General features: G+C 70.5%; 11 protein-coding genes. 10 read left to right on the forward strand and 1 reads right to left on the reverse strand.

Annotated elements, in window-relative coordinates; translation table 11 throughout:
* Window positions 1-161 precede the first annotated feature (161 nt).
* The 9 genes from ADY59_RS52585 (at window position 162) to ADY59_RS17745 (ending at window position 16,214) form a co-directional block, all read left to right on the forward strand.
* Complete coding sequence (locus ADY59_RS52585) at window positions 162-2,537, forward strand: RICIN domain-containing protein (RefSeq protein ID WP_231618763.1); 2,376 nt, start codon at window positions 162-164, stop codon at window positions 2,535-2,537.
* Window positions 2,538-2,622: 85 nt separating this feature from the next.
* Complete coding sequence (locus ADY59_RS17710) at window positions 2,623-5,433, forward strand: PQQ-dependent sugar dehydrogenase (RefSeq protein WP_049563458.1); 2,811 nt, start codon at window positions 2,623-2,625, stop codon at window positions 5,431-5,433.
* 11 nt (window positions 5,434-5,444) lie between these two features.
* Window positions 5,445-7,181 (forward strand): ThuA domain-containing protein, encoded by a 1,737-nt coding sequence (locus ADY59_RS17715; RefSeq protein WP_082310177.1) that lies wholly within the window; start codon window positions 5,445-5,447, stop codon window positions 7,179-7,181.
* Window positions 7,174-8,658, forward strand: a complete 1,485-nt coding sequence (locus ADY59_RS17720) for a sugar ABC transporter ATP-binding protein (RefSeq protein WP_442937704.1) — start codon at window positions 7,174-7,176, stop codon at window positions 8,656-8,658. The genes ADY59_RS17715 and ADY59_RS17720 overlap by 8 nt, the downstream gene beginning before the upstream one ends.
* The gene (locus tag ADY59_RS17725) at window positions 8,659-9,663 is read left to right on the forward strand and encodes an ABC transporter permease (protein WP_082310178.1); all 1,005 of its coding nucleotides are present in this window, start codon (window positions 8,659-8,661) and stop codon (window positions 9,661-9,663) included. It begins immediately after the preceding gene.
* Window positions 9,660-10,610, forward strand: a complete 951-nt coding sequence (locus ADY59_RS17730) for an ABC transporter permease (protein WP_049563461.1) — start codon at window positions 9,660-9,662, stop codon at window positions 10,608-10,610. The genes ADY59_RS17725 and ADY59_RS17730 overlap by 4 nt, the downstream gene beginning before the upstream one ends.
* Entirely contained in the window at window positions 10,597-11,799 is a 1,203-nt protein-coding gene (locus tag ADY59_RS17735; protein ID WP_049563462.1) for a substrate-binding domain-containing protein, read from the forward strand. Before ADY59_RS17730 ends, ADY59_RS17735 begins: the two co-directional genes overlap by 14 nt.
* 37 nt (window positions 11,800-11,836) lie before the next feature.
* Window positions 11,837-12,670, forward strand: a complete 834-nt coding sequence (locus ADY59_RS17740) for a sugar phosphate isomerase/epimerase family protein (protein WP_049563464.1) — start codon at window positions 11,837-11,839, stop codon at window positions 12,668-12,670.
* 37 nt (window positions 12,671-12,707) lie between these two features.
* The gene (locus ADY59_RS17745) at window positions 12,708-16,214 is read left to right on the forward strand and encodes a ThuA domain-containing protein (RefSeq protein ID WP_049563466.1); all 3,507 of its coding nucleotides are present in this window, start codon (window positions 12,708-12,710) and stop codon (window positions 16,212-16,214) included.
* A gap of 459 nt (window positions 16,215-16,673) precedes the next feature.
* Here ADY59_RS17745 and ADY59_RS17755 read toward each other — a convergent pair whose 3' ends face one another.
* Window positions 16,674-16,922 carry a hypothetical protein gene (locus ADY59_RS17755; RefSeq protein WP_156325566.1) on the reverse strand — a complete coding sequence of 83 codons (249 nt, stop codon included), beginning with the start codon at window positions 16,920-16,922 and terminating at the stop codon, window positions 16,674-16,676.
* A 486-nt stretch (window positions 16,923-17,408) separates the two neighbouring features.
* Here ADY59_RS17755 and ADY59_RS53400 point away from each other — a divergent pair.
* Window positions 17,409-25,705 (forward strand): LamG-like jellyroll fold domain-containing protein (locus tag ADY59_RS53400; RefSeq protein WP_156325567.1); only part of this gene is annotated, 8,297 nt, incomplete at its 3' end.

The following is a 25,705-nucleotide window of genomic DNA, read 5'->3' on the forward strand; positions in this document are numbered from 1 at the left end:
TGTTCTGATATTCCTGCTGGTCAATCCGGAGATCGGTTTACTTTGATCGCATCCTTGGTGCGTGACTCCTGGGATAGGCCCGCTTAATCTCTTGACGGCTCCCCATGATCCGAACGTAATTAGTAGGCAGGCCGGCGCCCCTACCCCCCAAAGGAACGACTGTGCCCCTACCCCCGCCCGTCACGATGCCGAGGCGCACCCTGATCGGTCTCGTGACCGCCGTGCTGGCCGCGGCGTTCGCCCTCATCGCCTCCGCCCCTCCGGCCCTCGCGGCCACCACGACGCTCTACGTCGCACCCGCCGGCACCGGCACCGCCTGCACCTCCACCCAGCCGTGCTCGCCGGCCGCGGCGCAGACGGCGGTCCGCTCGCTGAACGCGGGGATGTCCGGCGACATCGTCGTGGAGCTGGCCGGCGGGGTGTACCGGCTCTCCGCGCCGCTCCGGCTGACCGCCGCCGACTCCGGCACCAACGGCTACTCCGTCAAGTGGCAGGCCGCCGCGGGGGCCGTCCCGGTCATCAGCGGAGCCAGGGCGGTCACCGGCTGGTCGCCGGCCGATCCCGGCAGGAACATCTGGCGCGCCGACGTCGGAGCGGGGATCGACACCCGGCAGCTGTACGTCGACGGCGCGCTCGCCACCCGGGCGCGCACCGCCGTCAACCGATCCGACTTCACCGCGAGCAGCACCGGGATGAGGTTCACCAGCAGCGCGCTGAGCTATCTGAACAACCTCGCCAACCAGGGCCGGGTCGAGATGGAGAGCGTCGGCTCGTTCACCGACCGGTACGCGCCGGTGCAGAGCATCAGCGGAAACCTCATCACGATGCGGCAACCCGCCTGGAACAACAACAACTTCGGCTACGACACCTTCACCAGACCCCACCGGGCGGGCCCGCTCTACCTGGTCAACGCCTACGAGTTCCTCGACGCGCCGGGGGAGTGGTACCTCGACCCCGCGACCGGCGCCCTGTCCTACATCCCGCTCGCCGGGCAGAACATGGGCAACGTCAGCGTGGAACTGCCGGTGCAGCAGTCGCTGGTGCAGGTCGGCGGCACCTACGACATGCCCGCGCACCACATCGTGTTCAGCGGGATCACCTTCACCGGCACGAGCTGGCTCGGTCCCAGCGGCAGTCAGGGCTACGTGGACCAGCAAACCGGCGCCTACATGGCCGGCGACTGGAGCCGGCCCACCTTCACCGACTGCCACCAGGGCTGCCGCCAGTTCGAGGCGACCCGGCCGAACTGGTACCAGATGCCCGCCGCCGTCCAGGTCTCCGCGGCGAACACCATCACCTTCACCGACTCGCGCTTCCTCAACCTGGGGCAGACGGCCATCGGCATCGGCAACGACGCCAACGCGCACGGCAGCGGGGTCGGCCTGGGCGCCGCCGACATCACGGTCACCCGGTCGGAGATCGCCCGCAGCTCGGCCGGCGGCGTCGTGGTCGGCGGCGTGCGCGCCGATGCGCACCATCCGAGCGACCAGCGGATGGTCAACCGGAACATCACCGTCAGCCACAACCGCATCCACGACCTCGGCCTGGACCACCGTGGCATCGTCTCGGTCCTGACCACCTACGTCACCGGTACCGACGTGTCCCACAACGAGGTCTACAACCTGCCCTACACCGGCATGTCGATCGGGTACGGCTGGGGCGCCAACGAGCCGGGCGGCAGCACCCACTACGCCGACCGTGGCCTGTACGACTTCCAGCCGCGCTACACCACGCCCACCACCGCCTCCGGCAACCGGCTCGTCGGCAACTACGTGCACGACGTCATGCAGCAGATGACCGACGGCGGCTGTATCTACACGCTGTCGTGGAACCCGGGCGCGGTGATCAGCGACAACCACTGCCTGCGTACCAACGGCTGGTTCGGCATCTACTTCGACGAGGGTTCCAGGCACTACACCGTCAGGAACAACGTGCTGTCGAACACCGGCACCTGGGCCACCGCCAACTACTGGTACGGCGAGAACATGGGCAACTTCACCGTCACCGGCAACTGGTCGACCAACGGCAGCACCAACGTGACCAACGGCGACCGCGGCAACGTGGTGAACAACAACGTGACCGTCGCCAACGGCGCCTGGCCGGCCGGTGCCCAGGCCGTGATCGCCGCCGCCGGGCCCGGGGGCGGGCCTTCGGGCGGCACGAGCGCGTTGCGGGGTGTGGGGTCGAACCGGTGCCTGGACGTCAACGGTGCTTCGCAGGCCAACGGGGCGCCGGCGCAGTTGTGGGACTGTCACGGGCAGGCGAATCAGCAGTGGACTTCGACCGGTGCTGGTGAGCTGCGGGTGTACGGCGGCAAGTGCCTGGACGTGAACGGTGCCGGGACGGCAGACGGCACCGCGGTGATCATCTGGGACTGCAACGGCCAGAACAACCAGAAGTGGCGCCTCAACTCCGACGGCACGATCACCGCCGTCGGGGCGAACAAGTGCCTGGACGTCGGCGGCACCGCCAACGGCACCAGGGCACGCATCTGGACCTGCAACGGCGCGGCCAACCAGAAGTGGACCCGCGCCTGACACCACCGCCCTGACGGCGGCCGACCGCGCAGCGGAATCTCCGGCGCACGCCTGACTGGTCTTCCTGTCACAGGAGGGAACGCTCATGCCCCGACGTCCGTGGTTCACCGTGCTGACCACGCTGGCGCTGATCATCCCCGGAGCGCTCGCGCTCGCCGCCACCCCGGCCAACGCCCTCGACATCCCGCCGTCCGACTACCAGCAGGTGTCCCTCGCGTCGGGCGGCACGGAGCTGGGCGAGGCGATGTCGCTGGCCGTGCTGCCGAACCGGTCGGTGGTGCACACGGCACGCGACGGCACGTTACGCATCACCGACGCCGGCGGCAACACGAAGGTGGCCGGCCGGCTCAGCGTCTACACCCACGACGAGGAGGGCTTGCAGGGCGTGGCGGCCGACCCGGGGTTCGCCGCCAACCGGCACCTGTGGCTCTACTACTCCCCGCGGCTGAGCACACCGACCGGCGATGCGCCGAGCACCGGCACACAATCCCAGTTCGACCAGTGGAAGGGTGAGCTGTACCTGTCCCGCTTCACCCTCAAGGCGGATGACACTCTCGACCTGACCAGCGAGAAGGTGGTCCTGCGGGTGGGGAACGACCGCGGCCAGTGTTGTCACGTGGGCGGGGACATCGACTTCGACGCCGCCGGCAACCTGTACCTGACCACCGGCGACGACACCAACCCGTTCGAGTCGAGCGGCTACTCGCCGCTGGACGAGCGGACCAACCGCAACCCGCAGTACGACGCCCAGCGCTCGTCGGCCAACACCAACGACCTGCGCGGCAAGCTCCTGCGGATCAAGCCGCAGCCCGACGGCACCTACACGATCCCCAGCGGCAACATGTTCGCGCCGGGAACGGCGAACACCCGGCCGGAGATCTACGCGATGGGCTTCCGTAACCCGTTCCGGATGAGCGTGGACAAGATGACCGGCGTCGTCTACCTCGGCGACTACGGGCCCGACGCGGGCGTGACGAACGCCGCCCGCGGGCCCAGCGGGCAGGTGGAGTTCAACCGCATCACCGGCCCCGGCAACTACGGATGGCCGTACTGCACGGGCACGAACACCATCACCGAGACCTACAACGAGTGGAACTTCGCCTCCAACTCCACCGGCGCGAAGTACAACTGCGCGGGCGGTCCGGCCAACAACTCCTTCCGCAACACCGGTCTGGCCACGCTGCCCCCGGCGAAGCCGGCGTGGATCCGATACGCGGGGGACGCCGGAAGCCCGCCGGAGTTCGGCTCCGGGTCGGAGTCGCCGATGGGCGGCCCCGTCTACCGCTACGACCCCGACCTGAACTCGGCCGTCAAGTTCCCCCAGTCGCTCGATGGGCGGTACTTCGCCGGTGAGTACGGCCGGCGGTGGATCAAGGCGATCGAGGTCGAGCAGGACGGCGGCTACGGGGAGATCGCGGCGTTCCCCTGGTCGGGGACGCAGGTGATGGACATGGCCTTCGGCCCCGACGGAGCTCTGTACGTCCTCGACTACGGCACCGGGAGCAACAACCAGGCGCTCTACCGCATCGAGTACATCGGCAGCGCCAACCGCAACCCGATCGCCAAGGCGTCCGCCGACAGGACGTCCGGACCGGCGCCGCTCACGGTTGCCTTCTCCTCGGTGGGCAGCTCGGATCCGGAGGGCGGGGCGCTGGCATACGAGTGGAACTTCGGCGACGGCACCACCTCCACGGCGGCGAACCCGAGCAAGACCTACTCCGCGAACGGCGCCTACACGGCGACGCTCACGGTCCGGGATCCGCAGGGGCTCACCGGCACGGCGAACGTGATCGTGAACGTCGGCAACACGGCGCCCACGATCACCCTCACCACCCCGGCCGACGGGCAACCCTTCTCCTTCGGCGACACCGTGCCCTTCCAGGTGACCGTCAGCGACCCGGAGGACGGCACGATCGACTGCAACGGGGTCACCGTCGCCTACTTCCTCGGCCACGACAGCCACCGGCACCAGATCACCTCGAAGACCGGCTGCTCTGGCTCCATCGCGGTGCCCGTCGACGGTGAGCACGACGCCGCCGCCAACATCTACGGCGTCTTCGAGGCCTCCTACACCGACAGGGGCGGCCTGACCTCCACCAGCGCCCGCATGCTCCAGCCGCGGCACCGGCAGGCGGAGCACTTCGGCGCCCAGCAGGGCGTCCAGACGGCTGAGCACGCCACCGCCGAAGGCGGCAGGACGGCCGGCTTCACCGACGACGGCGACTGGATCTCCTTCCAGCCGTACCACCTGGCGAACGCGACGAGGATCACCGCCCGGGTGTCCTCGGCCGGCGCGGGCGGCAGGATCGAGGTGCGAGCTGGCTCAGCGACCGGCACGCTGCTCGGCACCGTGAACGTGGCGAGCACCGGCGGCTGGGACACCTTCACGGACGTCTCGGCGCCCCTCAGCGGCGCGCCGGCCGGCACGACGACGCTGTATCTGGTCTTCCGCGGCGTGACCGGGCAGGGCTACCTGTTCGACGTGGACGCCTTCACCCTCGACACCGGCACCCCGACCGCGGGCGCCTTGAAAGGCACGGGCTCCGGCCGGTGCCTGGACGTCAACGGAGCCTCGCAGGCCAATGGCGCGCAGGCGCAGCTGTGGGACTGCAACGGGCAGGCCAACCAGCAGTGGACCGCCACCGGCGCCGGTGAGCTGCGCGTCTACGGCGGCAAGTGCCTCGATGTGAACGGTGCCGGCACCGCGGACGGCACCACGGTGATCATCTGGGACTGCAACGGCCAGAACAACCAGAAGTGGCGCCTGAACTCCGACGGCACGATCACCGCCGTCGGGGCGAACAAGTGCCTGGACGTCGGCGGCACCGCCAACGGCACCAAGGCACGCATCTGGACCTGCAACGGAGAAACCAGCCAGCGCTGGACCCGCGTCTGAAAGGGACACCCATGCTGCGACATCTGACCCCGGCCGCACCCGGGGGAGGCCGCAAGACCTCTGTGCTGCGACGCCTGTCGGCGGCAGTGGTGGCGATCACCACCGCGGCGACGATGATCCATGCCGCCCCCGCCCAGGCCGCCGCCTTCAAGGTGCTGGTGTTCTCCAAGACGGCCGGGTTCCGGCACGACGCGATCCCCACCGGCATCCAGGCCATCCGCGACCTGGGGACCGCCGGCGACTTCGCCGTCGACGCCACCGAGGACTCCGGCGCCTTCACCGGCGCCAACCTGGCCCAGTACAAGGCGGTCGTCTTCCTCAACACGACCGGCGACGTGCTGAACGACACCCAGCAGGCCGCCTTCCAGACGTATGTGGACGGCGGAGGCGGGTACGTGGGAGTGCACTCGGCCGCGGACACCGAGTACAACTGGCCCTACTACGGGCAGCTGATGGGCGCCTGGTTCAGCAGCCACCCGGCGATCCAGCAGGCCACCGTGCGGAACGAGGATCGGGCGCACGCCGCGACCGCGCATCTCGGGGCGACGTGGTCGCGCACCGACGAGTGGTACAACTACCGCACCAATCCCCGCCCGAACGCCCGGGTGCTGCAGAGCCTGGACGAGGGCAGCTACAGCGGCGGCGGCATGGGTGATCACCCGATCACCTGGTGCCGCCCGCAGTCCGCCGGGCGCGCGTTCTACACCGGCCTGGGGCACACCCAGGAGTCGTACGCCGATCCGAACTTCCGGACGCTGCTGCTCGGCGGGATCCGGTACGCGGCCAAGGCCGTCAACGCCGACTGCCGTCCGGAGACCGGGTACGCGACGTTGTACAACGGCTCCACAACCGGCTGGTCGCAGGCGGGGCCGGGGTCGTTCGCCAACAGCGACGCCACGCTCACCTCCCAGGGCGGTATGGGCATGTTGTGGCACAACGCCAAGGAGTTCCGTTCCTACTCCCTCAAGCTCGACTGGAAGCTGACCGGCGACTCCAACTCCGGCGTGATCGTCGGGTTCCCGGCGACCAGCGACCCCGGTGCGGCGCTCGACACCGGATACGAGGTGCAGATCGACGCGACCGACACCGCGGACAGGACGACCGGGGCCATCTACGGGGTCAAGCCTGCCGACCTCGCCGCCCGCGACGCGGCGCTCAACCCGCCGGGCCAGTGGAACACCTACGAACTGCTGGTGGAGGGCGAACGGCTGCAGGTGTTCCTGAACGGCGCCAAAATCAACGACTTCACCAACACCGACCCGGTCCGCTCGCTCCAGCAGGGGTACATCGGCATCCAGAACCACGGGCCCGGCGACGTGGTGGCCTTCCGTAACATCCGCGTCAAGGAGTTGGCCGGCAACCCGGGCGGCACGAGCGCGTTGCGGGGTGTGGGGTCGAACCGGTGCCTGGACGTCAACGGCGCTTCGCAGGCCAACGGGGCGCCGGCGCAGATCTGGGACTGTCACGGGCAGGCGAATCAGCAGTGGACTTCGACCGGTGCTGGTGAGCTGCGGGTGTACGGCGGCAAGTGCCTGGACGTGAACGGTGCCGGGACGGCAGACGGCACCGCGGTGATCATCTGGGACTGCAACGGCCAGAACAACCAGAAGTGGCGCCTCAACTCCGACGGCACGATCACCGCCGTCGGGGCGAACAAGTGCCTGGACGTCGGCGGCACCGCCAACGGCACCAGGGCACGCGTCTGGACCTGCAACGGCGCGGCCAACCAGAAGTGGACCCGTGTCTGAGGCCGCCGAAAGAACGAGCGACCCCGAGAAGGCGGGCCTGCTGAGCATGCGCGGCATCGGCAAGAGCTTTCTGGGCGTGCGAGTGCTGTCCGGCGTGGACCTGGAGGTGACCGCCGGCGAGGTGCACGCCGTCGTCGGCGAGAACGGCGCCGGCAAATCCACCCTCATGAAGATCATCTGCGGGGTGTACGCGCCGGACGAGGGAACGATCGAGATCGACGGCCTGCCCGTCTCCTTCGGACATCCGCTCGAGGCGCGGCGCTCCGGCATCGGGATCATCCACCAGGAGTTCAACCTGCTGCCGGAGCGCACCGTCGCCGAGAACGTGTTCCTCGGGCGCGAGCCTGTCAGGCGCGGCACGGTCGACCGCGCCACCATGGAGAAGGCGACCGCCAGGCTCCTCGACGAGCTCGGCGAGGGCCCCTTCGGTCCCCGCGACATCGTCAAGCGCCTGTCGGTGGCCCAGCAGCAGATCGTCGAGATCGTCAAGGCGCTGTCGGTGAACGCCCGGCTCGTCGTCATGGACGAGCCCAGCGCCGCGCTCGCCGAGCGCGAGGTCGAGCTGCTCCACCGGCTGATCGGGCGGCTGAGGGAGCGCGGCGTCGCCGTCGTGTACATCTCCCACCGATTACGCGAGGTGTTCGACGTGGCCGACCGGGTCACCGTGCTCAAGGACGGCGCACGCGTCACCACGCTCCCGATCGGCGAGGTGACCCCCGAAGAGCTGATCCGCCTGATGGTGGGCCGCGACCTAGGCACCCACTACCCGCCCCGCTCGGCGGGCGCCGGAGAGGTGAGGCTCAGCCTGCGCGCGGCAGGCAACCACAAGCTGCGTGACATCGATCTGGAGCTGCGCGCCGGGGAGATCGTCGGCATCGCGGGCCTGCAGGGGTCGGGCAGGTCGGAGCTCGCCAAGGCGATCTTCGGCGCGGAGCCGTTCACCACGGGTGAGATGACGCCCTCGCGCCCGCGCTCGGTCCGGGAAGGCGTGGCCCTGGGCATCGGGCTCGTGACCGAGGACCGGAAGGCCGAAGGGCTCGCGCTGCGCCAGTCCGTCCGCGACAACGCCCTGCTCGTCGCCCGCGCGGTCGGCGCCGGGAACCGCGGTGGTGTCGGCGACCTGCTCGAACGGGTGCGCCTGCCACCCGCGCGCGGGGAACAGGAGGTCCGGTACCTGTCCGGTGGCAATCAGCAGAAGGTCGTGCTCGTCAAGTGGATGACGATGGCGCCCCGGGTGCTGCTGTTCGACGAACCGACCCGGGGCGTCGACGTCGGGGCCAAGGCCGCGATCCACCACCTGATGCGCGAACTGGCGAACAGCGGCACGGCCATCATGATGATCTCGTCCGAGCTGCCCGAGCTCATCGGCATGAGCGACCGCGTCGTCGTCCTGCGCGACGGCCGCATCGCGGGCACGCTGCCGGCCGGGGCCGCAGAGGAGGCCGTCATGCGCCTGGCCGCGGGAGAGGTGGCCTGAGTGGACCTGCTCACCCGCGCCCGCCCCGCCCGCCGGCCGCAGGGCGGCCTGGCCAACCACCTGCGCGACCCCGTGCGGGTGGTGTTCCTCGCGTTGTCCGGCCTGGTCGCGGTCGGCTGGGCCCTCGTCGCGCTCGATGGCGGCCAGTTCCTCACCCTGGAGAGCGTCGTCGGGATTCAGCAGCGTTCCGCGGCCCTCGGCATCGTGGCGATCGGGCAGACGCTGGCGATCCTGGCCGGGTCCCTCGACCTGTCGGTGGCGTACCTGATCAGCCTGGCCTCGCTCGTCGCGGCGGAGATCATGGCGGGCCAGGACGGGAACATCGGGCCGGCGATCGCCGCCGTGCTGGTGATCAGCGCGCTGGTGGGACTGGTCAACGGGCTGATCATCACCCGGCTCCGGGTCCACGCCTTCATCGCCACGCTCGGCGTCGCCCTGATCATCAAGGGCGTCGTCGACCACCTGTACGACGGCCCGGCGGGCAAGGTCCCCGAGTCGTTCCAGCTCCTCGGCTACTCGCGCGCCGGGCCGATCCCCGTCTCCGCCATGCTCTGGGCGGGCGTGGCGGTCGTGGCCTGGTTCCTGCTGAGCAGGACCCGGCTGGGATACCGGATCCACGCGGTGGGTGGGAACGAGGAGGTCGCCCGGCTGTCCGGGATCCGCACCTCCCGCGTCATCGTGACCACCCATGTGCTCTGCTCGGTCTGCGCCGGCATCGCCGGCCTGCTGCTGGCCGCCAGGCTCGGGGCGGGAGCACCAACGGTGGGCACCGACGGCGGATACGACCTGGAATCCATCGCCGCGGTCGTGCTCGGCGGGACCGCGCTGGCCGGAGGCAGGGGCGGGGTCGCCGGAACCGTGGGCGGAGTCCTGCTGCTGGCCGTCCTGGACACCCTCTTCAACCAGCTCGAGGTCAACTCGTTCGTCAAGGACGTGGTCCGCGGCACGGTCATCGTCGTCGCGGTGGCCGTCTACGCCCGGCACGGCACGAGGCGGCCGGCATGAAACGGGCACTTCCCATCCTCGCGGTCCTCGTGGTGCTGCTGGCCGCGATCGCGGTCGCCAACCCCTTCTTCCTTGAGCCCGTCGGTTTCCTGGCGTTCCTCAAACGGGCCGCGCCGCTGGTGATCCTGGCCGCGGGACAGTACTTCGTCGTCGTCTCCGGCGAGTTCGACCTGTCGGTCGGCTCCCTGGTGACGGCCGAGGTGGTGATCGCCGCCCGGCTCATCGACGGCGACGAGTCCGCCACCTGGCCGGTGCTCGCCCTGCTGATCGTCGCCGGGCTGCTCGTCGGCCTCGTCAACGGCGTGCTGACCACCGAGCTGCGGGTGCCGTCGTTCATCGTGACTCTCGGCATGCTGCTCGTCCTCAGCGGGGCGGTCTTCCTCTGGACCGGTGGCGCGCCACGCGGCGCGCTGTCGGAAGGCTTCCGGGCGTTCGGCCGCGGCGGCCTGGGGCCCGTGCCGTGGTCGGTGCTGATCCTCCTGGCCGTGGCCGCGGCGGCGATCCGGCTCATGCGCGCGGACTTCGGCAAGACGCTGATGGCCACCGGCGACAACGAGCGTGCCGCAGTGCTGTCCGGGGTGCGGGTCGATCGGGTCAAGATCTTCGCCTTCATGCTCTCCGGCCTGTCCGCGGCCGTCGCGGCGATCCTGCTCGGCGGGTTCGCCGGCGTCTCGGCGCAGGCGGGCCAGGGGCTGGAGTTCTCCGCCATCACCGCGGTCGTCCTCGGCGGCGTGGTGCTCGGTGGCGGCCGCGGCTCCGTGCTCGCCGCCATGACCGGGGCGGTCACGCTGGAGGCGCTGTTCACCCTGCTCAACCTGTACGGGATCTCGGGGGCGCTGGAGTTCACCGTGCAGGGCGTCATCATCATCGCCGCGGTCGCGGCCGGAGCCATCCGGCTTCCCCGGAAGCCCACCCCCCGAAGAGGAGACGCACATGTCGCGTCCTAAGGCCGCAGTCGCCGTGCTCACCGCGCTCGGCGCACTCGCCGCCGGCTGCGCCACCGACCAGCCGGCGGCCACCACCCCGTCCGCGGCGCCCGCCACGAGTGTTCAGGGCTCCGGCACGGGCGCGCAGTCGAGGTTCTTCGTCCAGGCTGATTTCGACGCCCAGCTCGCCATGCGCTCCCAGACGCCTGAGGGCCCCAGCGACAGACCCTGGGAGCAGGCCATCGCCCCGAAGATGACCGACACGGCGCAGTACAAGCAGGACGGGCCGTACCACCTGTGCTTCTCCAACGCGGCGGTCAACAACCCCTGGCGCCAGGTCGGCTGGAAGACGATGCAGGCAGAGGTGGGCCTGCACGAGGAGATCGAGAAGTTCACCGCGCTGGATGCCGAGGGCAAGGACGACAAGCAGATCTCCGACATCGCCGAGCTGCAGGCCAAGGACTGCGACGCGCTGATCGTCTCGCCGAACACCACGGCGACGCTCACCCCGGCCGTGACGGCCGCCTGTGCGAAGGTGCCAGTCATCGTGTTCGACCGGGGTGTGGAGACGAACTGCCCGGTGACGTTCATCAAGCCCATCGGCGGCTACGCCTTCGGCGCCGACGCCGCCGAGTTCCTGGCGGAGAAGGTGCCGGCGGGCGGGAAGGTGCTGGCTCTGCGCATCCTGCCCGGCGTGGACGTGCTGGAGACCCGCTGGTCGGCGGCGAAGGTGATCTTCGACAAGAGTCGTCTCCAGGTGGTGGGGGTGGAGTTCACGGACGGCGACGCCGCCAGGACCAAGAGCATCGTCAGCGACTACATCCAGCGGCACGGCAGGATCGACGGCGTCTGGATGGACGCGGGCGCCACGGCGGTGGCCGCGGTCGAGGCGTTCGAGGACGCCGGCCTGCCGGTGCCGCCGATCAACGGCGAGGACCAGCAGGACTTCCTGCAGAAGTGGAAGGACGCCGGCCTCACCGCCGTCGCGCCCACGTACCCCACCTACCAGTGGCGCACCCCGGTCATCGCCGCGCTGAAGATCCTCAAGGGCGAGGAGGTGCCCGAGACCTGGAACCTGCCGCAGCCGAAGGTCACCAGCGAGAACCTGCCGGCCTACCTCAAGCCCAACATGCCGCCCCTGCACTACGCGCTGTGCGGGTGTGAGGACCTGCCCGGCTTCCCGGAGACCTGGGGCGGAAGGAAGAGCTGATCGGCGCCTTCCGCCACCGACGACGAAGAGGGACACCATGTTCTCCATCGGAGTGAACACCTGGGTCTGGGTCTCCCCACTGACCGACGACGACCTGGCGCGGCTCGCCCCCCGCATCGCCCGCTGGGGCTTCGACGTCATCGAGCTGCCCGTCGAGCAACGCGGCGGCTGGAACCCGGACAAGGCCGCGGCGCTGCTGGCCGAGCACGGGCTGGCCGCGTCCGTGGTGCTGGTCATGCCGCCGGGACGCGAGCTCGTGGCCGCCTCCCCGCAGACCGTCCGCGACACCCAGGACTACCTGCGGCACTGCGTCGACGTGGCGGCGGCCGTCGGCTCCCCGGTGATCGCGGGGCCGGCCTACGCCTCGGTCGGCCGTACGTGGCGGCTCTCGCCGGACGAGCGCCGGGCGGTCTACGCCGAGCTGCGCGAGCGGCTGCGGCCCGTGCTGGACCATGCGGCCGGGCGCGGGGTGAAGCTCGCGGTCGAGCCGCTCAACCGGTATGAGACCAGCCTCCTCAACACCGTCGAGCAGGCGCTCGACGCGTTGCCGGAGGACTGCCACCTGGCTCTCGACGTGTACCACCTGAACATCGAGGAGAAGGACCCCGCCCGGGCGGTGCGGGCCGCGGCGGATCGCCTCGCGCACGTGCAGGTGTGCGGCACCGACCGCGGCACGCCGGGGGCCGACCGCTTCGACTGGCCCCGCTTCACCCGGGCCCTGGGCGACGCCGGCTACCAAGGCCCGCTCGTCATCGAGTCGTTCACCGCGCACAACAGGACCATCGCCACCGCGGCCTCCGTTTGGCGCCCTCTCGCGAGGAGCCAGGACGCCCTGGCGGTGGACGGCCTTGCGTACCTGCGCGCGTTCTGAGAAGTCCCCGTTGCCCGCCCTCCTCAGGAGATCCCTCATGCGAAGATCACGCCTGTTGTGCATCCTGGCCGCCGTCTTATCAGGGCTGCTGCCGTTGTCGCCGCCGATCGCCCACGCGGCCGCGGCACAGTTCAAGGTGCTGCTGTTCACCGAGACGGCGAGCGGCGCCTTCCGGCACGACTCCATCCCCGCCGGCGTCGCGATGTTCCAGCAGCTCGCGACCGATCACGACTTCCAGCTCGACCACAGCGAGAACTCCTCCGTCTTCACAGCCGCGACGCTGAGCACCTACGACGCGGTGATCATGTTCCAGACCAACGGCATGGTGTGGGACAACGACGCGCAGCGTCAGGCCTTCCAGGCATACCTGCGCAGCGGCCGCGGCGTCGTGGCGATCCACAACGCCACCGACATGAACATCGAGTCGCAGTTCCCGTGGTGGGACCAGATCGTCCTGGCCGGCGCCCACATGACCGCGCACTCGTCGATCCTCCAGGGCACCGCCAAGGTGGCCGACAAGGCCCACCCCGCCACGAAGGGGCTGCCGGACCGGTGGGTGCGCTCGGAGGAGTGGTACAACTTCGACAAGAACGCGCGGGGTTCGGTCCACGTGCTGGTGACCGCCGACGAGACCACCTATGACGCGGGGCCGAGCAGGATGGGCGCCGACCACCCGATCTCCTGGTGTCACAACCCGGAGGGCGGCCGGGTGTTCGCCACCGCGATGGGCCACCAGACGTCCTCCTACGCGGAGCCGCAGTTCAAGCAGCACCTGCTGGGTGCGGTGCAGTGGGCGGCGGGCGCGGCGCCGGGCGACTGCGGCGGCACCGTCGCGGCCCGCTTCCAGAAGGTCACTCTCGACGGCGCGCCGGACCAGCCGATGGAGCTGGACGTGGCCGCCGACGGCAGGGTCTTCTACATCTCGCGCTCCGGCAAGGTGAACCTGATCCCCGCCAACGGCGGTGGGACGCGCGTCATCGGCACCCTGCCGGTGTACGACGGTGGCGAGGACGGCGGCATCGGCCTGGCACTGGACCCGGGCTTCGCCGGCAACGGCTGGATCTACGTCAACTACTCGCCCGCCGGCGGCGGCGAGGTGAACCGGGTCTCGCGGTTCACCTTCAACGGCACCGGCCTCGACCTGGCGAGCGAGAAGAAGGTCATCGAGGTTCCGGCCTACCGCAACGTCGACGAGCCCGGCCACACCGGCGGCTACCTCGCGTTCGGGCCGGGCGGGAACCTGTACATCGGCCCCGGCGACGACACCAACCCCAACGGCTCCAGCGGCTACGCCCCCATCGACGAGCGGCAGGGCCGGGAGCACTACGACGCCCAGCGGTCCTCGGCCAACACCAACGACCTGCGCGGCAAGATCCTGCGCATCCACCCCGAGGCCGACGGCACCTACACGATCCCGTCCGGCAACCTGTTCGCGCCCGGCACCGCCAGGACCAGGCCGGAGATCTACGCGATGGGCTTCCGCAACCCGTTCCGCTTCTCGGTCGACAAGGTGACGGGCTGGATCTCGGTGGGCGACTACGGCCCCGACGCGGGCGCCGCGAACCCCGGCCGCGGCCCCGAGGGCACCGTCGAGTGGAACCTGATCAAACAGCCGGGCTTCTACGGCTGGCCGTACTGCGTCGGCAACAACCTCCCGTTCAACGACTACAACTTCGCCACCGGCACCTCCGGCGCGAAGTTCGACTGCTCCGCGCCGGTCAACAATTCGCCCAACAACACCGGGCTGACCAGCCTGCCGGCGGCCAAGCCCGCGACCGTGTGGTACAACTACCACGCCTCGGCCGAGTTCCCGGAGATCGACTGCTGCGGTGGCGCCGCCCCGATGGGCGGCCCTTTCTACCGCTACGACGCGACCAGCGGCTCGGACCGTAAGTTCCCCGCCTATTACGACGGCACGCCGTTCTTCTACGAATGGAGCCGCAACTTCGTCAAGGAGTTCCGGCTGGACTCCCCGGGCAACCTGCTGAAGATCAACCCCTTCGTGGCGCAGCTCGCCCCGCGGGCGCCGATCGACATGAAGTTCGGCCCGGACGGCGCCCTCTACATGGCCGACTGGGGTAACGGCTTCGGCCACGCGAACACCGACGACAGCATCTACCGCATCGACTACGTGGCCGGCAACCGCGCGCCCCTGGCCAAGGCGAGCGCCACCCCCGACTCGGGCACGGCGCCGCTGACGGTGGCCTTCTCCTCGGCCGGCTCGGCCGACCCCGACGGCGACGCGATCACCTTCGCCTGGGAGTTCGGCGACGGCGCGACCTCCACCGGCGCCAACCCCTCCCACACCTACAACGCCAACGGCACCTACACCGCCAAGCTCACCGTACGGGACGCGGGCGGCAAGACGGGCAGCGTCACGGTGCCTGTCGTCGTGGGCAACACCCGCCCCGAGGTGGCCTTCTCGGCCCCGCCCGACGGGGGGTTCATCGACTTCGGCGACGAGGTCGACTACACGGTGAACGTCACCGACGCCGAGGACGGCGCCGCCGGCTGCGCCGAGGTCAACGTGATCACCGCGCTCGGCCACGACCAGCACGCCCATGACACCGGCCAGTACACCGGGTGCACCGGGACGGTCACGACCACGGCCTCCGGCCACGACGAGGCCTCCAACGTCTACTACGTCCTGTCCGCCGACTACACCGACTCCGGCGGCCTGAAGGGTTCCGCCGGCATCACCCTGCAACCGAAGCACAAGCAGGCCGAGCACTTCACCGGCTCGTCCGGGATCCGCGTCGTCGACGGGTCCGGAGCCGAAGGCGGCAGGCGCATCGGCGACATCTCCAACAATGACTGGATCTCCTTCAGCCCGATCAGCCTGTCCGGCATCGACACGGTGTCCTTCCGCGTCTCGGCGCCGTCCGCCACCGGGGGGTCCATCGAGCTGCGAGCCGACTCGCCGACCGGGCCCCTCCTCGCCACCGGCACCGTACCGGCGACCGGTGGCTGGAACACCTACCTGTCGCTGCCCGCGGTGCGGGTCACCGACCCCGGCGGCACGCGCAATGTCCACGTCGTGTTCAAGGCGCCGTCCGCCAACACGTTCGACCTGGACTCCATCACCTTCAACGGCAGGGGCGTCGGCCAGGGTGACGGCTCACCCCCGGACACCACGAGCGCTCTGCGAGGCGCCGGGTCGGGCCGGTGCCTGGACGCCGGCTCCGCGCAGGCCAACGGCACACAGACGCAGATCTGGGACTGCAACGGGCAGTCCGGTCAGCAGTGGACTTCCACCGGTGCTGGTGAGCTGCGGGTGTATGGCGGCAAGTGCCTGGACGTGAACGGCGCCGGGACGGCAGACGGCACCGCGGTGATCATCTGGGACTGCAACGGCCAGAACAACCAGAAGTGGCGCCTCAACTCCGACGGCACGATCACCGCCGTCGGCGCGAACAAGTGCCTGGACGTGCCCGGCAACGCCACCGCCAACGGCACCAAGCTGACCATCTGGTCGTGCAACGGCGGCAGCAACCAGCGCTGGACCCGGGGGGGCGAGGTGCGGCGGAACGAAAACGTACGCTAAGCCTGTTCTCGCAGGTCACCTGTGGCGCTTGAAGGCGGGATCTACCGGACATGACGATCACCCGCCCGCTGCTGTCGTTCGCCCTGGCCGTGCTCGCCGAGATCGCAGGCGCGCGGCCGGGCGGCCGACTCAGGCGCAGTCATGTCGTCGCTGGCCCGGACGCTTTGGGGTTCGCCATCAGGGGCGGGGGTCTGGGAGGTGTCCACGAAGACGACGGTGACCCCCGGCCCTGCCTGACCTTCGGGAGTTTGCGAGGCACTACGCGCACACGCGCGTGAGACCTTTCGCGATCACCACTCCCGCGCGGATCGACACGGCCCTGAAGCCTTGGTCAAAAGCAGAGGACACATCGGGCAGGCGGCGTACGGTGACGGCGCCGTCCGTTCCCCCCGATGGAGGTAGTCATGACCGAGTCCGTGCCGCTGCGCCCGCCCGTCCTGGTCCGTCACTTCGGCAAGATCACTGATGCCGGGTTCGCCGGTCGAGAACCCAGGAACAGTCGGTGGTGCAGCCGGGGCCGCCGCTCTCGAGGAAGAGCCTGATGCCGGGACCGCCCGGGCCCTCCAGCTCCATGAGGGGTATCGCCCGCGGGCTCTCATCCAGCCCCGGCAGCAGCTTCGCCGCAGTGGCACGTTCCCGCTCCCGGAAAACGCATGTTTCTCCCACTTCTTCCATGACAACCACCCGGATTGTCGGCATGGTGATCATTCCGACATGGCGGAGCATATAGTAACAATTCAGATACTTCGAGTGACTCTAGAATCCAAGTGCCCCGGTTGGGGGTTCGATGCTCCGAATGCTGGTTTCAAGGCGTTGTTGATGTTGCCGAATCGCCCTGTTATGGGACTCACCAGTGGCGGATCTTCCGCGAGCAGGCGACGCCGGAGACGTACCTGGCCGTCAGCCGCTACGGCAACGTCCTCGCATTCGGCGACTGCGCTCGGAGCCCGGCTACGGGGCCACCTCTGAAGGCGGAGGGATGTCAACTCCCGGACTACCGTCGATGGTGGAAATCCCGGACTTCGCTACGGCGGATGGCCGACGCGGGGTTCACCCGGTGGTTGGACGTCCGCGACCGGCCCTCGCGGTTACATTCGGCTCTGACGAGCGGATCGCGCCTCTCCACGGAGGTGCGCATGAAGAGCCGGTGGCGCAGGGCCGCTCGACTGTTGGCTCCGACCATCGGGAGTGCGCATGTTCCGGCCGAACCCACGCGTCCTTGGTGCTGGACACCCCGGCGGCGGCCGGATCGAGGGCCGAGTGCCTGCCGGCCTGGCCTGGCCGAGGCGGCTGCCGGCCGGAGCGTGGCTGCGGGCCGGCGCGCTGGCGCTGACCCTCCTGCTCGTGGGCACGGCCGACTACGGCGCCGCCGCCGGGCTGGCGGACTGGTGGGCGGTGCGGTATCGCGAGGTTCACGGGCTCGAGCAGCCCTGGGGAACGGCCGCGAACGCCGGCGGCGGCGTCGCGGGGGCGGCGCGCAACACCCGTCAGCCGAAGACGCTGCGGGCGCGCTACCCGCTCACGCCGCCCGGGCAGCGGCCGCGGCAGGAGCAGAACACGGCGAAGGTGGGCAGCGTCGCCGCCGCCGACCCGGAGGGCACCGGATTTGACCCCGAGACGAGCAGGGAGATCCCGGAGCGGCGCGACGCCTACGTCCGGACGTATGCCAACGCCGACGGCACGCAGACGACGGAGGTGTCGGCGCGTCCGGTCAACTACCGTGGCCCCGACGGCGCGTGGAGGCCGATCGACACCCGGCTGGTGGCGGCCGGCGGCGGGAAGGGGCGGTCCGGCCGGGGGTGGCGCAACGCCGCTGACGCGGTGGACGTGCGGCTCGCGCCGCGCACAGGCGCCGGGCCGCTGGTGCGGGTCGGCCTGCCCGGCGGCTACGAGGTCGGCTACGGCGTGCGGGGTGACGCGGCGGTGGCCGGGCGCCGCGCCGGAGAGCGCGGGGTGGTGTACCCGGGGGTCTGGGCGGAGGCCGATCTGCGGATCGATCTCAGCCCCGGCGGGGTGAAGGAGACGATCGTGCTGCACTCGGCCAAGGCGCCCACGACGTTCGTGTTCCCCCTGGCGCTGCGCGGGTTGACCGCCAGGCTCGTGGACGGCCAGGTGGCGTTCGTGGACGAGGCCGGCCGGACGCGGGCGAGCGTCCCCGCGGGATTCATGACGGACTCGGCGCCCACACCGGCCGGCTCGACCGGGGTCTCCTACACCGTCGTGTCGGCCGGCGGCGCTCCCGCGCTGCAGGTGAGCGTGGACCCGGCCTGGCTGGCGGACCCCGGCCGAGTGTTCCCGGTGCTGGTGGATCCGTCGGTGGAGACGGAAAAGGCAGGTAACAGCGTCTCGGTCGGTGACGGCGGCACCACCAGCGGCGGGCAGACGCTGATGATCGGCTCCCGTTCGGCGGCGTACCTGACCTTCCCCAAACTGGTGGACAAGCTCCGCTACCACCGGATCTTCGGCGCCCACCTGTGGATGGTGAACTACGAGGCGGTCACCTGCCAGGCGCGGCCGGTGACCGTGCATCCGGTGACCGCGCCCTGGTCCAGCAGGACGACCTACCCGGGCCCGAGCGTGGGCAAGGCGCTGGCGCGCAAGGCGTTCAGCCATGGCTACATCGCCTTCGGCTCCAGCGCCTCTCGGTGCCCGGCCAAGCGGGGTGACCTGTTCGACCTCGGCAAGCGCGGTCGTGATCTGGTGCAGAGGTGGGTCAACGACCCGTCGCAGAACTTCGGGGTGTCGGTGCGCGACGCCTCCTCCGACGGCAAGGGGTTCAAGAAGTTCGCCGGTCATGACACCGCCAACCCGCCGCGGCTGTACGTGACGCACAGTCCGTACAACGCCTCGTACGTGATCACCAGTCCGGTGCCGAACCCTCCCGTCACCCAGGCGCAGCCGGGCAAGATCAAGATCACGGTGGGGAACACGGGCGCCGAGGCGTGGGCGCCGGGTGACTACTACCTGGCCTATCGGGTGTTCGACGCCAAGGGCAAGCTGGTCACGCAGCAGCGGTCGGCGAACCTGACCACGACGGTGCCGCGCGGCGGGAAGGTCAAGCTGGATGCGGAGATCAAACCGATCAAACCGGGCACCTACTCGCTGGACTTCACGATGGTGCGCACCGGGGGGAAGGTGTTCACCGATGAGTTCGTGCCGCCTGCCCGCCTGATCATCAGGATCATCGACATCGCTCCGGTGCTGCAGGAGCTGTATCCGTTCAACGGCTATCAGGCGCCGACGCTGACGCCGCAGTTGTGGGCCAGGGCGGTGGATCTGGACGCGCCGCCGTCCTCGTCGCTGAGCTACAAGTTCGAGGTGTGCGAGAAGGCCGCCGACGGCGCGGCCGTGAGCTGCTTCGACTCGGGGTTCGTGTCCGCCCACGCCTGGACGGTGCCCGCCGGGAAGCTGTCGTGGAGCAGGACGTACCTGTGGCGGGTGATCGTCAAGGACACGGGCAACGAGGTGCCGTCCCCGCGGGTGATGCTGCAGACGTCCGTGCCGCAGCCGGAGATCACCAGCAAGCTGGCCGAGGCGGGGGAGCGCGGCTTCGACCCGATGGCCGGGAACTTCTCCACCGGTGCCGTGGACGCCTCGGTCGCCTCCGTCGGCCTGGGCCTGACCCTGGAGCGCACGTACAACAGCCTCGATCCGCGCCGGGACAACCCCTTCGGCGCGGGCTGGTCCACCCCGTTCGACATGAAGATCGTCGAGGACCGTGATGGGTCGGGCAACGTTGTGGTCGCCTACCCCGACGGGCAGCAGGTCCGCTTCGGCCGCAACCCGGACGGCACGTACGCCGCCCCGCCGGGCCGGCAGGCGACGCTCACGCTGGGGGCGGGGCAGGCGAAGCTGGTCGACAAGGCCGGGTCCGGTTTCGAGTTCGTCAACGGCCGGCTCACCAGGATGTCCGACGCGTCCGGTCACGCGGTCACGCTGACCTACGACCCCGCGACGGGGAAGCCGGCCAGGGCCACCGCGGCGGGCGGGCGCGTGCTGAACTTCACCTGGTCGGGCACGCACGTGGCGTCCGTCTCCACCGCGCCGGTGGACGGCAGGGCACTGACGTGGACGTACACCTATGACGGCGACAAGCTCGTCAAGGCGTGCGCGCCGGGCGAGCGGTGCACCGGCTACGAGTACGTTCCGGGCTCGCACTACCGGACCACGGTGCTGGACTCCCGGCCCGAGTCGTACTGGCGGCTGGGCGAGGACGAGGGCGAGTCGATGGGCAGCCAGGTCGCGGTCAACCTGGGCAAGGACGCAGGCACGTACAAGAACGTCACCCTGGGCGAGCCGGGCGCGACGGCCGGGAGCGGCGACACCGCCGCGGCGTTCGACGGCGCGGCCTCGCACGTCGCGCTGCCGAACGGCACGCTGAAGAAGAGCCGCGACGTCGCGGTGGAGGTCTGGTTCAAGAACCGGACGACAGGCTCGGGCGGGCCCCTGCTCGGCTACCAGGACAAACCTCTGGACGGCGCCTCGACGGTGGGCGCGCCGGTGCTGTACACGGGCACCGACGGCAAGCTGCACGGCCAGTTCTGGAGCGGCGGGACGATCGCGCCGATGACGTCGGCGGCCTCGGTGAACGACGGCAAGTGGCACCATGCGGTGCTGTCGGCGATGGGCTCGACGCAGACCCTGTATCTGGACGGCAAGGCGGTTGCCACGCTGGCGAACCAGACGCCCGACCACCTCGACCTGACCCACAACCAGATCGGCGCCGCGTACGCCGCCGCGCCCGGCTCCTGGGCCGGCTGGGGTGCCTCGGCCCGCCGCTTCTACTCGGGCACCATCGACGAGGTCGCGCTCTACCAGCACCCCCTCGGCCCCGAACAGGTCGCCGCGCACTACCGGGCGGGCTTCGCCGCCGCCGACCAGCTCACCGTGGTGACCCTGCCCAGCGGGAAGGTCGCCGCCGAGGTCGAGTACGACAGCGCCGCCGGCCGGGTGAGCACCTACACCGACGCCGACGGCGGCACGTGGAAGCTGGGCGTGCCGGTGGTCTACGGCGGGGACCGGGATCTGCGCCGCGCGGTGGAGGTCCGCGACCCGGCCGACCGCCATCACCTCTACGAGCAGGACGCCATCACCGGGCAGCTCATCCGGGTCGGTACTCCCATGGGCCTGGCCACGCGGGAGGAGGACAGGCCGAGCTGGCCCGCGCCGTCCTCCCCGGCGCCCTCGCCCACGGTGACCTGCAGCAGTCCCGATCCCGGCGACCCGCAGTTCTGCACCACGCTGCCCGGTTCGCCGGGGGAGGAGCCCGACTTCATCGGCCGCAACGCCGACGGCATGGCGATGCGTACCTTCGACTACGACGACCGCGGCTTCCCCGTGGAGATCACCAACGAGAACGGCGACGCGGTCCGCCTCGTTCACGACGGCCGCGGGAACCTGATCAGGCGGATCAGCTGCCGTGCCAAGGACTCCTGCCAGAGCGCCTACTACACCTACCCGGCGATCACCGATCCAGCCGATCCCCGCAACGACAGGCCCGTCGAGTTCCGCGACGGCCGCTCGTCCGGGCCGGCGGACAACCGGTACCGGACCACCTACGCCTACACCGCCGCGGGCAATCTGCTGACGCAGACCCACCCCAGCGGCGGCGGCCAGCTCAGGTACACCTACACCAACGGGTCGGAGGCGGCGGTCGGCGGCGGCACCATGCCCGCCCACCTGGTCGCCACCAGGACCGATCCGCGCAACGCGGTCACCAGGTACGCCTACACCGCCGCCGGCGACCTGGCGCGGGTCGTCGAGCCGTCCGGGCTGACCATCACCTACACCTATGACGCGATCGGACGTCTCAAGAGCCGCACCGAGACCTCCGACGCCTTCCCCTCCGGCGTCACCACGGGCTACGGCTACGACGACTGGTCCAATCTGACCAGCGTCACCGACCCCGTCACCACGAACGCAGTCACCGGGGCCCAGCAGCAGCGACGCACGGACCACGGCTACGACGCGGACGGCAACGTCATCAGCACCCAGGTCATCGACAAGATCGCCGGCGGGGAGCCGCGCACCACCCACTACGGCTACGACGACCACAACCGGCTCGACACCGTCACCGACGCCCACGGCCACGAGACCGGCTACGCCTACGACCGGTTCGGCAACCTCACCGGGCTGACCGACGCGGCCGACAACCGGTACGAGTTCGCCTACACCGCGCGCAACATGCTGGCGGAGATCCGGCTGTGGGACTTCGACGGCGACCCCGAGGGCGCGCCCGGCACCGGTGACCATCTGGTCGTCGGCTCCTACGCCTACGACTACGCCGGCCGGCTCGTGCGCGCCACTGACGCGATGGGACGCCAGGTCCGCTACGACTACTACGGCGACGACCTGCTCAAGTCCGCCACGCTCAAGGGGTTCCGCGACCCCGGCGGGGGCACGCGCGACCTCGTGCTGACGGCCGTGGAGTACGACGGCGCCGGCCTGCCCACCCAGGTGACCACAGGCAACGGCCTGCGCGCCACCCAGGTCACCTACGACAACGTCGGCCGGGTCGCGACGGTCACGACCGACCCGGGCAAGCTGAACCGGCGCGCCGCCTACACCTACGACCTGGGCGGCAACGTCACCCGCATCACCCGCACCGGCAACGCCTCCAACGTCCCCTGGCCCACCTCCACCGCCGCGCGTGGCGTCGACTACGGCTACGACCTGGCCGGGCGGCGCATCCGCGAGACCGTCTCCGACGGCACGACGTCGCTGGTCACCACCTACGGGTACGACCAGCGCGACCTGCTGACGTCGATGACCGATCCGCGCGGCAACGCCGCCGGCGCGGACCAGTCCGCCTACACCACCACCTACGGCAACGACCAGCTCGGCCGCCTGATCAAGACGGTCGCCCCGCCCGTGCGGGCCGAGGAGCGCGGCGCCCGGCCCGTCACCGTCCGGCCCGAGGTCGTCACCGGTTACAACGCCTTCGACGAGGAGACCGAGACGAAGGACGAGCGCGGCGCGATCAGCCGCACCGAGTACGACCTGCTCGGCCAGGCGGTCAAGCAGATCGCGCCGGCGTACACCCCGCCGGGCTCGGGCTCGGTGCTGACGCCGACCACCGTGCTGCACTACGACCCGCTGGGGCGGCCGGTCAAGGTCGTCGACCCGCGGCAGAACGAGACGCGCTACACCTATGACCGGCTGGGGCGCGTCCAGGCCACCGACGCCGCCGGCACGACCAACGACGACAGGGTTCAGTGGCACTACGACTACACCCGCACCGGCCGGCTGCTGTCGGTCGTCGACCCGAGCGGCGCCCGCACCGAGGCCACCTACGACGATCTGGATCGCCAGGTCTCCAGCACCCAGATCGAACGCGACCCCGCCCCCGCCGCCCACACCACGCGCTACACCTACGACGACGCCGACGACCCGCTGACCGTCACCTCGCCGAGCGGCGCCACCACCGCGAGCGTCTTCGACGCCACCGGCGCGCTGACCAAGGTCACCGACCCTGCCGGAGTCGTCACCCAGTACGGCTACGACGGCCACGGCCGCCAGGTCAGGCTCAGCGACGGGCTGAACAGGACCGCAAAACTCGGTTACGACGCCTTCGGCCGGCCCACCACCTGGGCCGATCTCAAGCCCGACGGCACCGAGATCCGCAGCCGGGGCTTCGGCTACGACCTCGCGGGCAACCTCACCGAGGTGATCGACGCCCTCCGGCACAGGACCACCTTCGAGTACGACGCGCTCGACCAGGTCGTCAAGCAGGTCGAGCCGGTCAGCGACACCTCGTCGATCACCACCGGCTTCGGGTACGACGCCGCGGGCAACCTCACCCGCCTCACCGACGGCCGCCAGAACAGCACGATCTACACCTACAACAGCCTCGGCCTGCCCGAGTCCGTCATCGAACCCGCCACCTCCGCCCATCCCGGCGCGGCCGAGCGCACCTTCACCACCGGCTACGACGCGGCAGGCAACCCGGTCACGATCACCGAGCCCGGCGGTGTCACCCGCCGGCGCACCTTCGACGCCAACCAGCGCCTGCTCACCGAGACCGGCACCGGCACCGGCACCGGCACCGGCACCGGCAAGGCGACCTCGGACCGGGTGCTCGGCTACGACGCGATCGGCCGGCTGGTCCGTTCGGGCTCGGACGTCTTCGACTACAACGACCGGGGCCTGGTGCTGTCGGCCGACGGCCCGTCGGGCAAGGCGGGCTGGACCTATGACGGCGACGGCCGGCCCACCGCCCGTACCGACGCCGCGGGCACGGCCACGTTCACCTACGCCAAGGGCCGCCTGAACACCGTCCGCGACGCCGTCACCGGCCTCACGCAGACGTTCGGGTACAACGCCGCCGGTCAGGTGAGCGGCATCGACTACGGCGCCGGCCGCGTGCGCGCCTTCGGCTACGACGACCTGGCCCGGCGCACGTCCGACACGCTGAAGAACGGTGGCGGCGACGTGGTCGCCGCCACCACGCACACCTATGACGACGACGACAGGACCACGGGCAAGACCACCACCGGTTTCGCCGGCTCCGGCACCAGCGCCTACGGCTACGACCAGGCCGACCGGCTCACCTCCTGGACGGACAGCGGCACGACCACCACCTACGGGTGGGACGCCGCGGGCAACCGCACCATGAACGGTGACAGGGCCGCCACCTTCGACGAGCGCAACCGCCGCCTCACCGACGGCGGCGACAGCTACACCTACACCGCCCGCGGCACTCTGGCCACGAAGGCCTCCTCCGGCGTCGTCACCGCGTACGACTTCGACGCCTTCAACCGCCTCACGAGCGCGGGCACGAGCACCTACACCTACGACTCGCTCGACCGGCCCAGCACCCGCGGCGGCGCCGCCTTCAGCTACAACGGCCCCAGCGCCGAGCCCGTCGGCGACGGCACCACCACCTTCAGCCGCGGGCCCGCCGACGAGCTGCTGGCCACCGTCCAAGGCGGGGCCAAGCGGGTCTCCCTGCTCGACAAGCACGGGGACCTCACCGGAGGCTTCAACCCGGACACCGGCCTCTCGGCGCTGGCCGACTCCACCGCCTACGACCCGTTCGGCAACACCACCGCCGGCGCGGGCGCCCAGGCGGGCATCGGCTACCAGGGAGACTGGACCGACCCGGGCACCGGCCACGTCAACATGGGGGCGCGCTGGTACAACCCCGCCACCGCCACCTTCACCACCCGAGACGACTGGAACCTCAGCCCCGTACCCGACTCGGTGGAGGCGAACAGGTACACCTATGCCGGCGCCAGCCCGCTCGACCGCGTCGACCCCACCGGCCATGCCCCGTGCGGCGGCGGCGGTGGCGGCGCCCAGCTCGCCAGCTACGGCCCCGGCTGCTGGTACGGCTGGTGCTTCGACAAGGAGACCGGAATGTACTACCCCTGCGGCGGCCCCAAGCCGCCGTGCGTCATCCCGCTGTCGCTGCCGCAGGCGAACGCGGTCATGGCCGCGGGCCGATGCGGTGGTGGTGGCGGCGGCGGTAGAGGCGGTGGCGGCGGTGGAGG

Source organism: Nonomuraea sp. SBT364 (assembly GCF_001083785.1).
Lineage (GTDB): Bacteria > Actinomycetota > Actinomycetes > Streptosporangiales > Streptosporangiaceae > Nonomuraea.

Bases quoted from the DNA above. Each gene is read 5' to 3' on its own strand.
- ADY59_RS17710 (WP_049563458.1), top strand. From the start codon at position 2,623: ATGCCCCGACGTCCGTGGTTCACCGTGCTGACCACGCTGGCGCTGATC.
- ADY59_RS17715 (WP_082310177.1), top strand. From the start codon at position 5,445: ATGCTGCGACATCTGACCCCGGCCGCACCCGGGGGAGGCCGCAAGACC.
- ADY59_RS17730 (WP_049563461.1), top strand. From the start codon at position 9,660: ATGAAACGGGCACTTCCCATCCTCGCGGTCCTCGTGGTGCTGCTGGCC.
- ADY59_RS17735 (WP_049563462.1), top strand. From the start codon at position 10,597: ATGTCGCGTCCTAAGGCCGCAGTCGCCGTGCTCACCGCGCTCGGCGCA.
- ADY59_RS17740 (WP_049563464.1), top strand. From the start codon at position 11,837: ATGTTCTCCATCGGAGTGAACACCTGGGTCTGGGTCTCCCCACTGACC.
- ADY59_RS17745 (WP_049563466.1), top strand. From the start codon at position 12,708: ATGCGAAGATCACGCCTGTTGTGCATCCTGGCCGCCGTCTTATCAGGG.
- ADY59_RS17755 (WP_156325566.1), bottom strand. From the start codon at position 16,922: ATGATCACCATGCCGACAATCCGGGTGGTTGTCATGGAAGAAGTGGGA.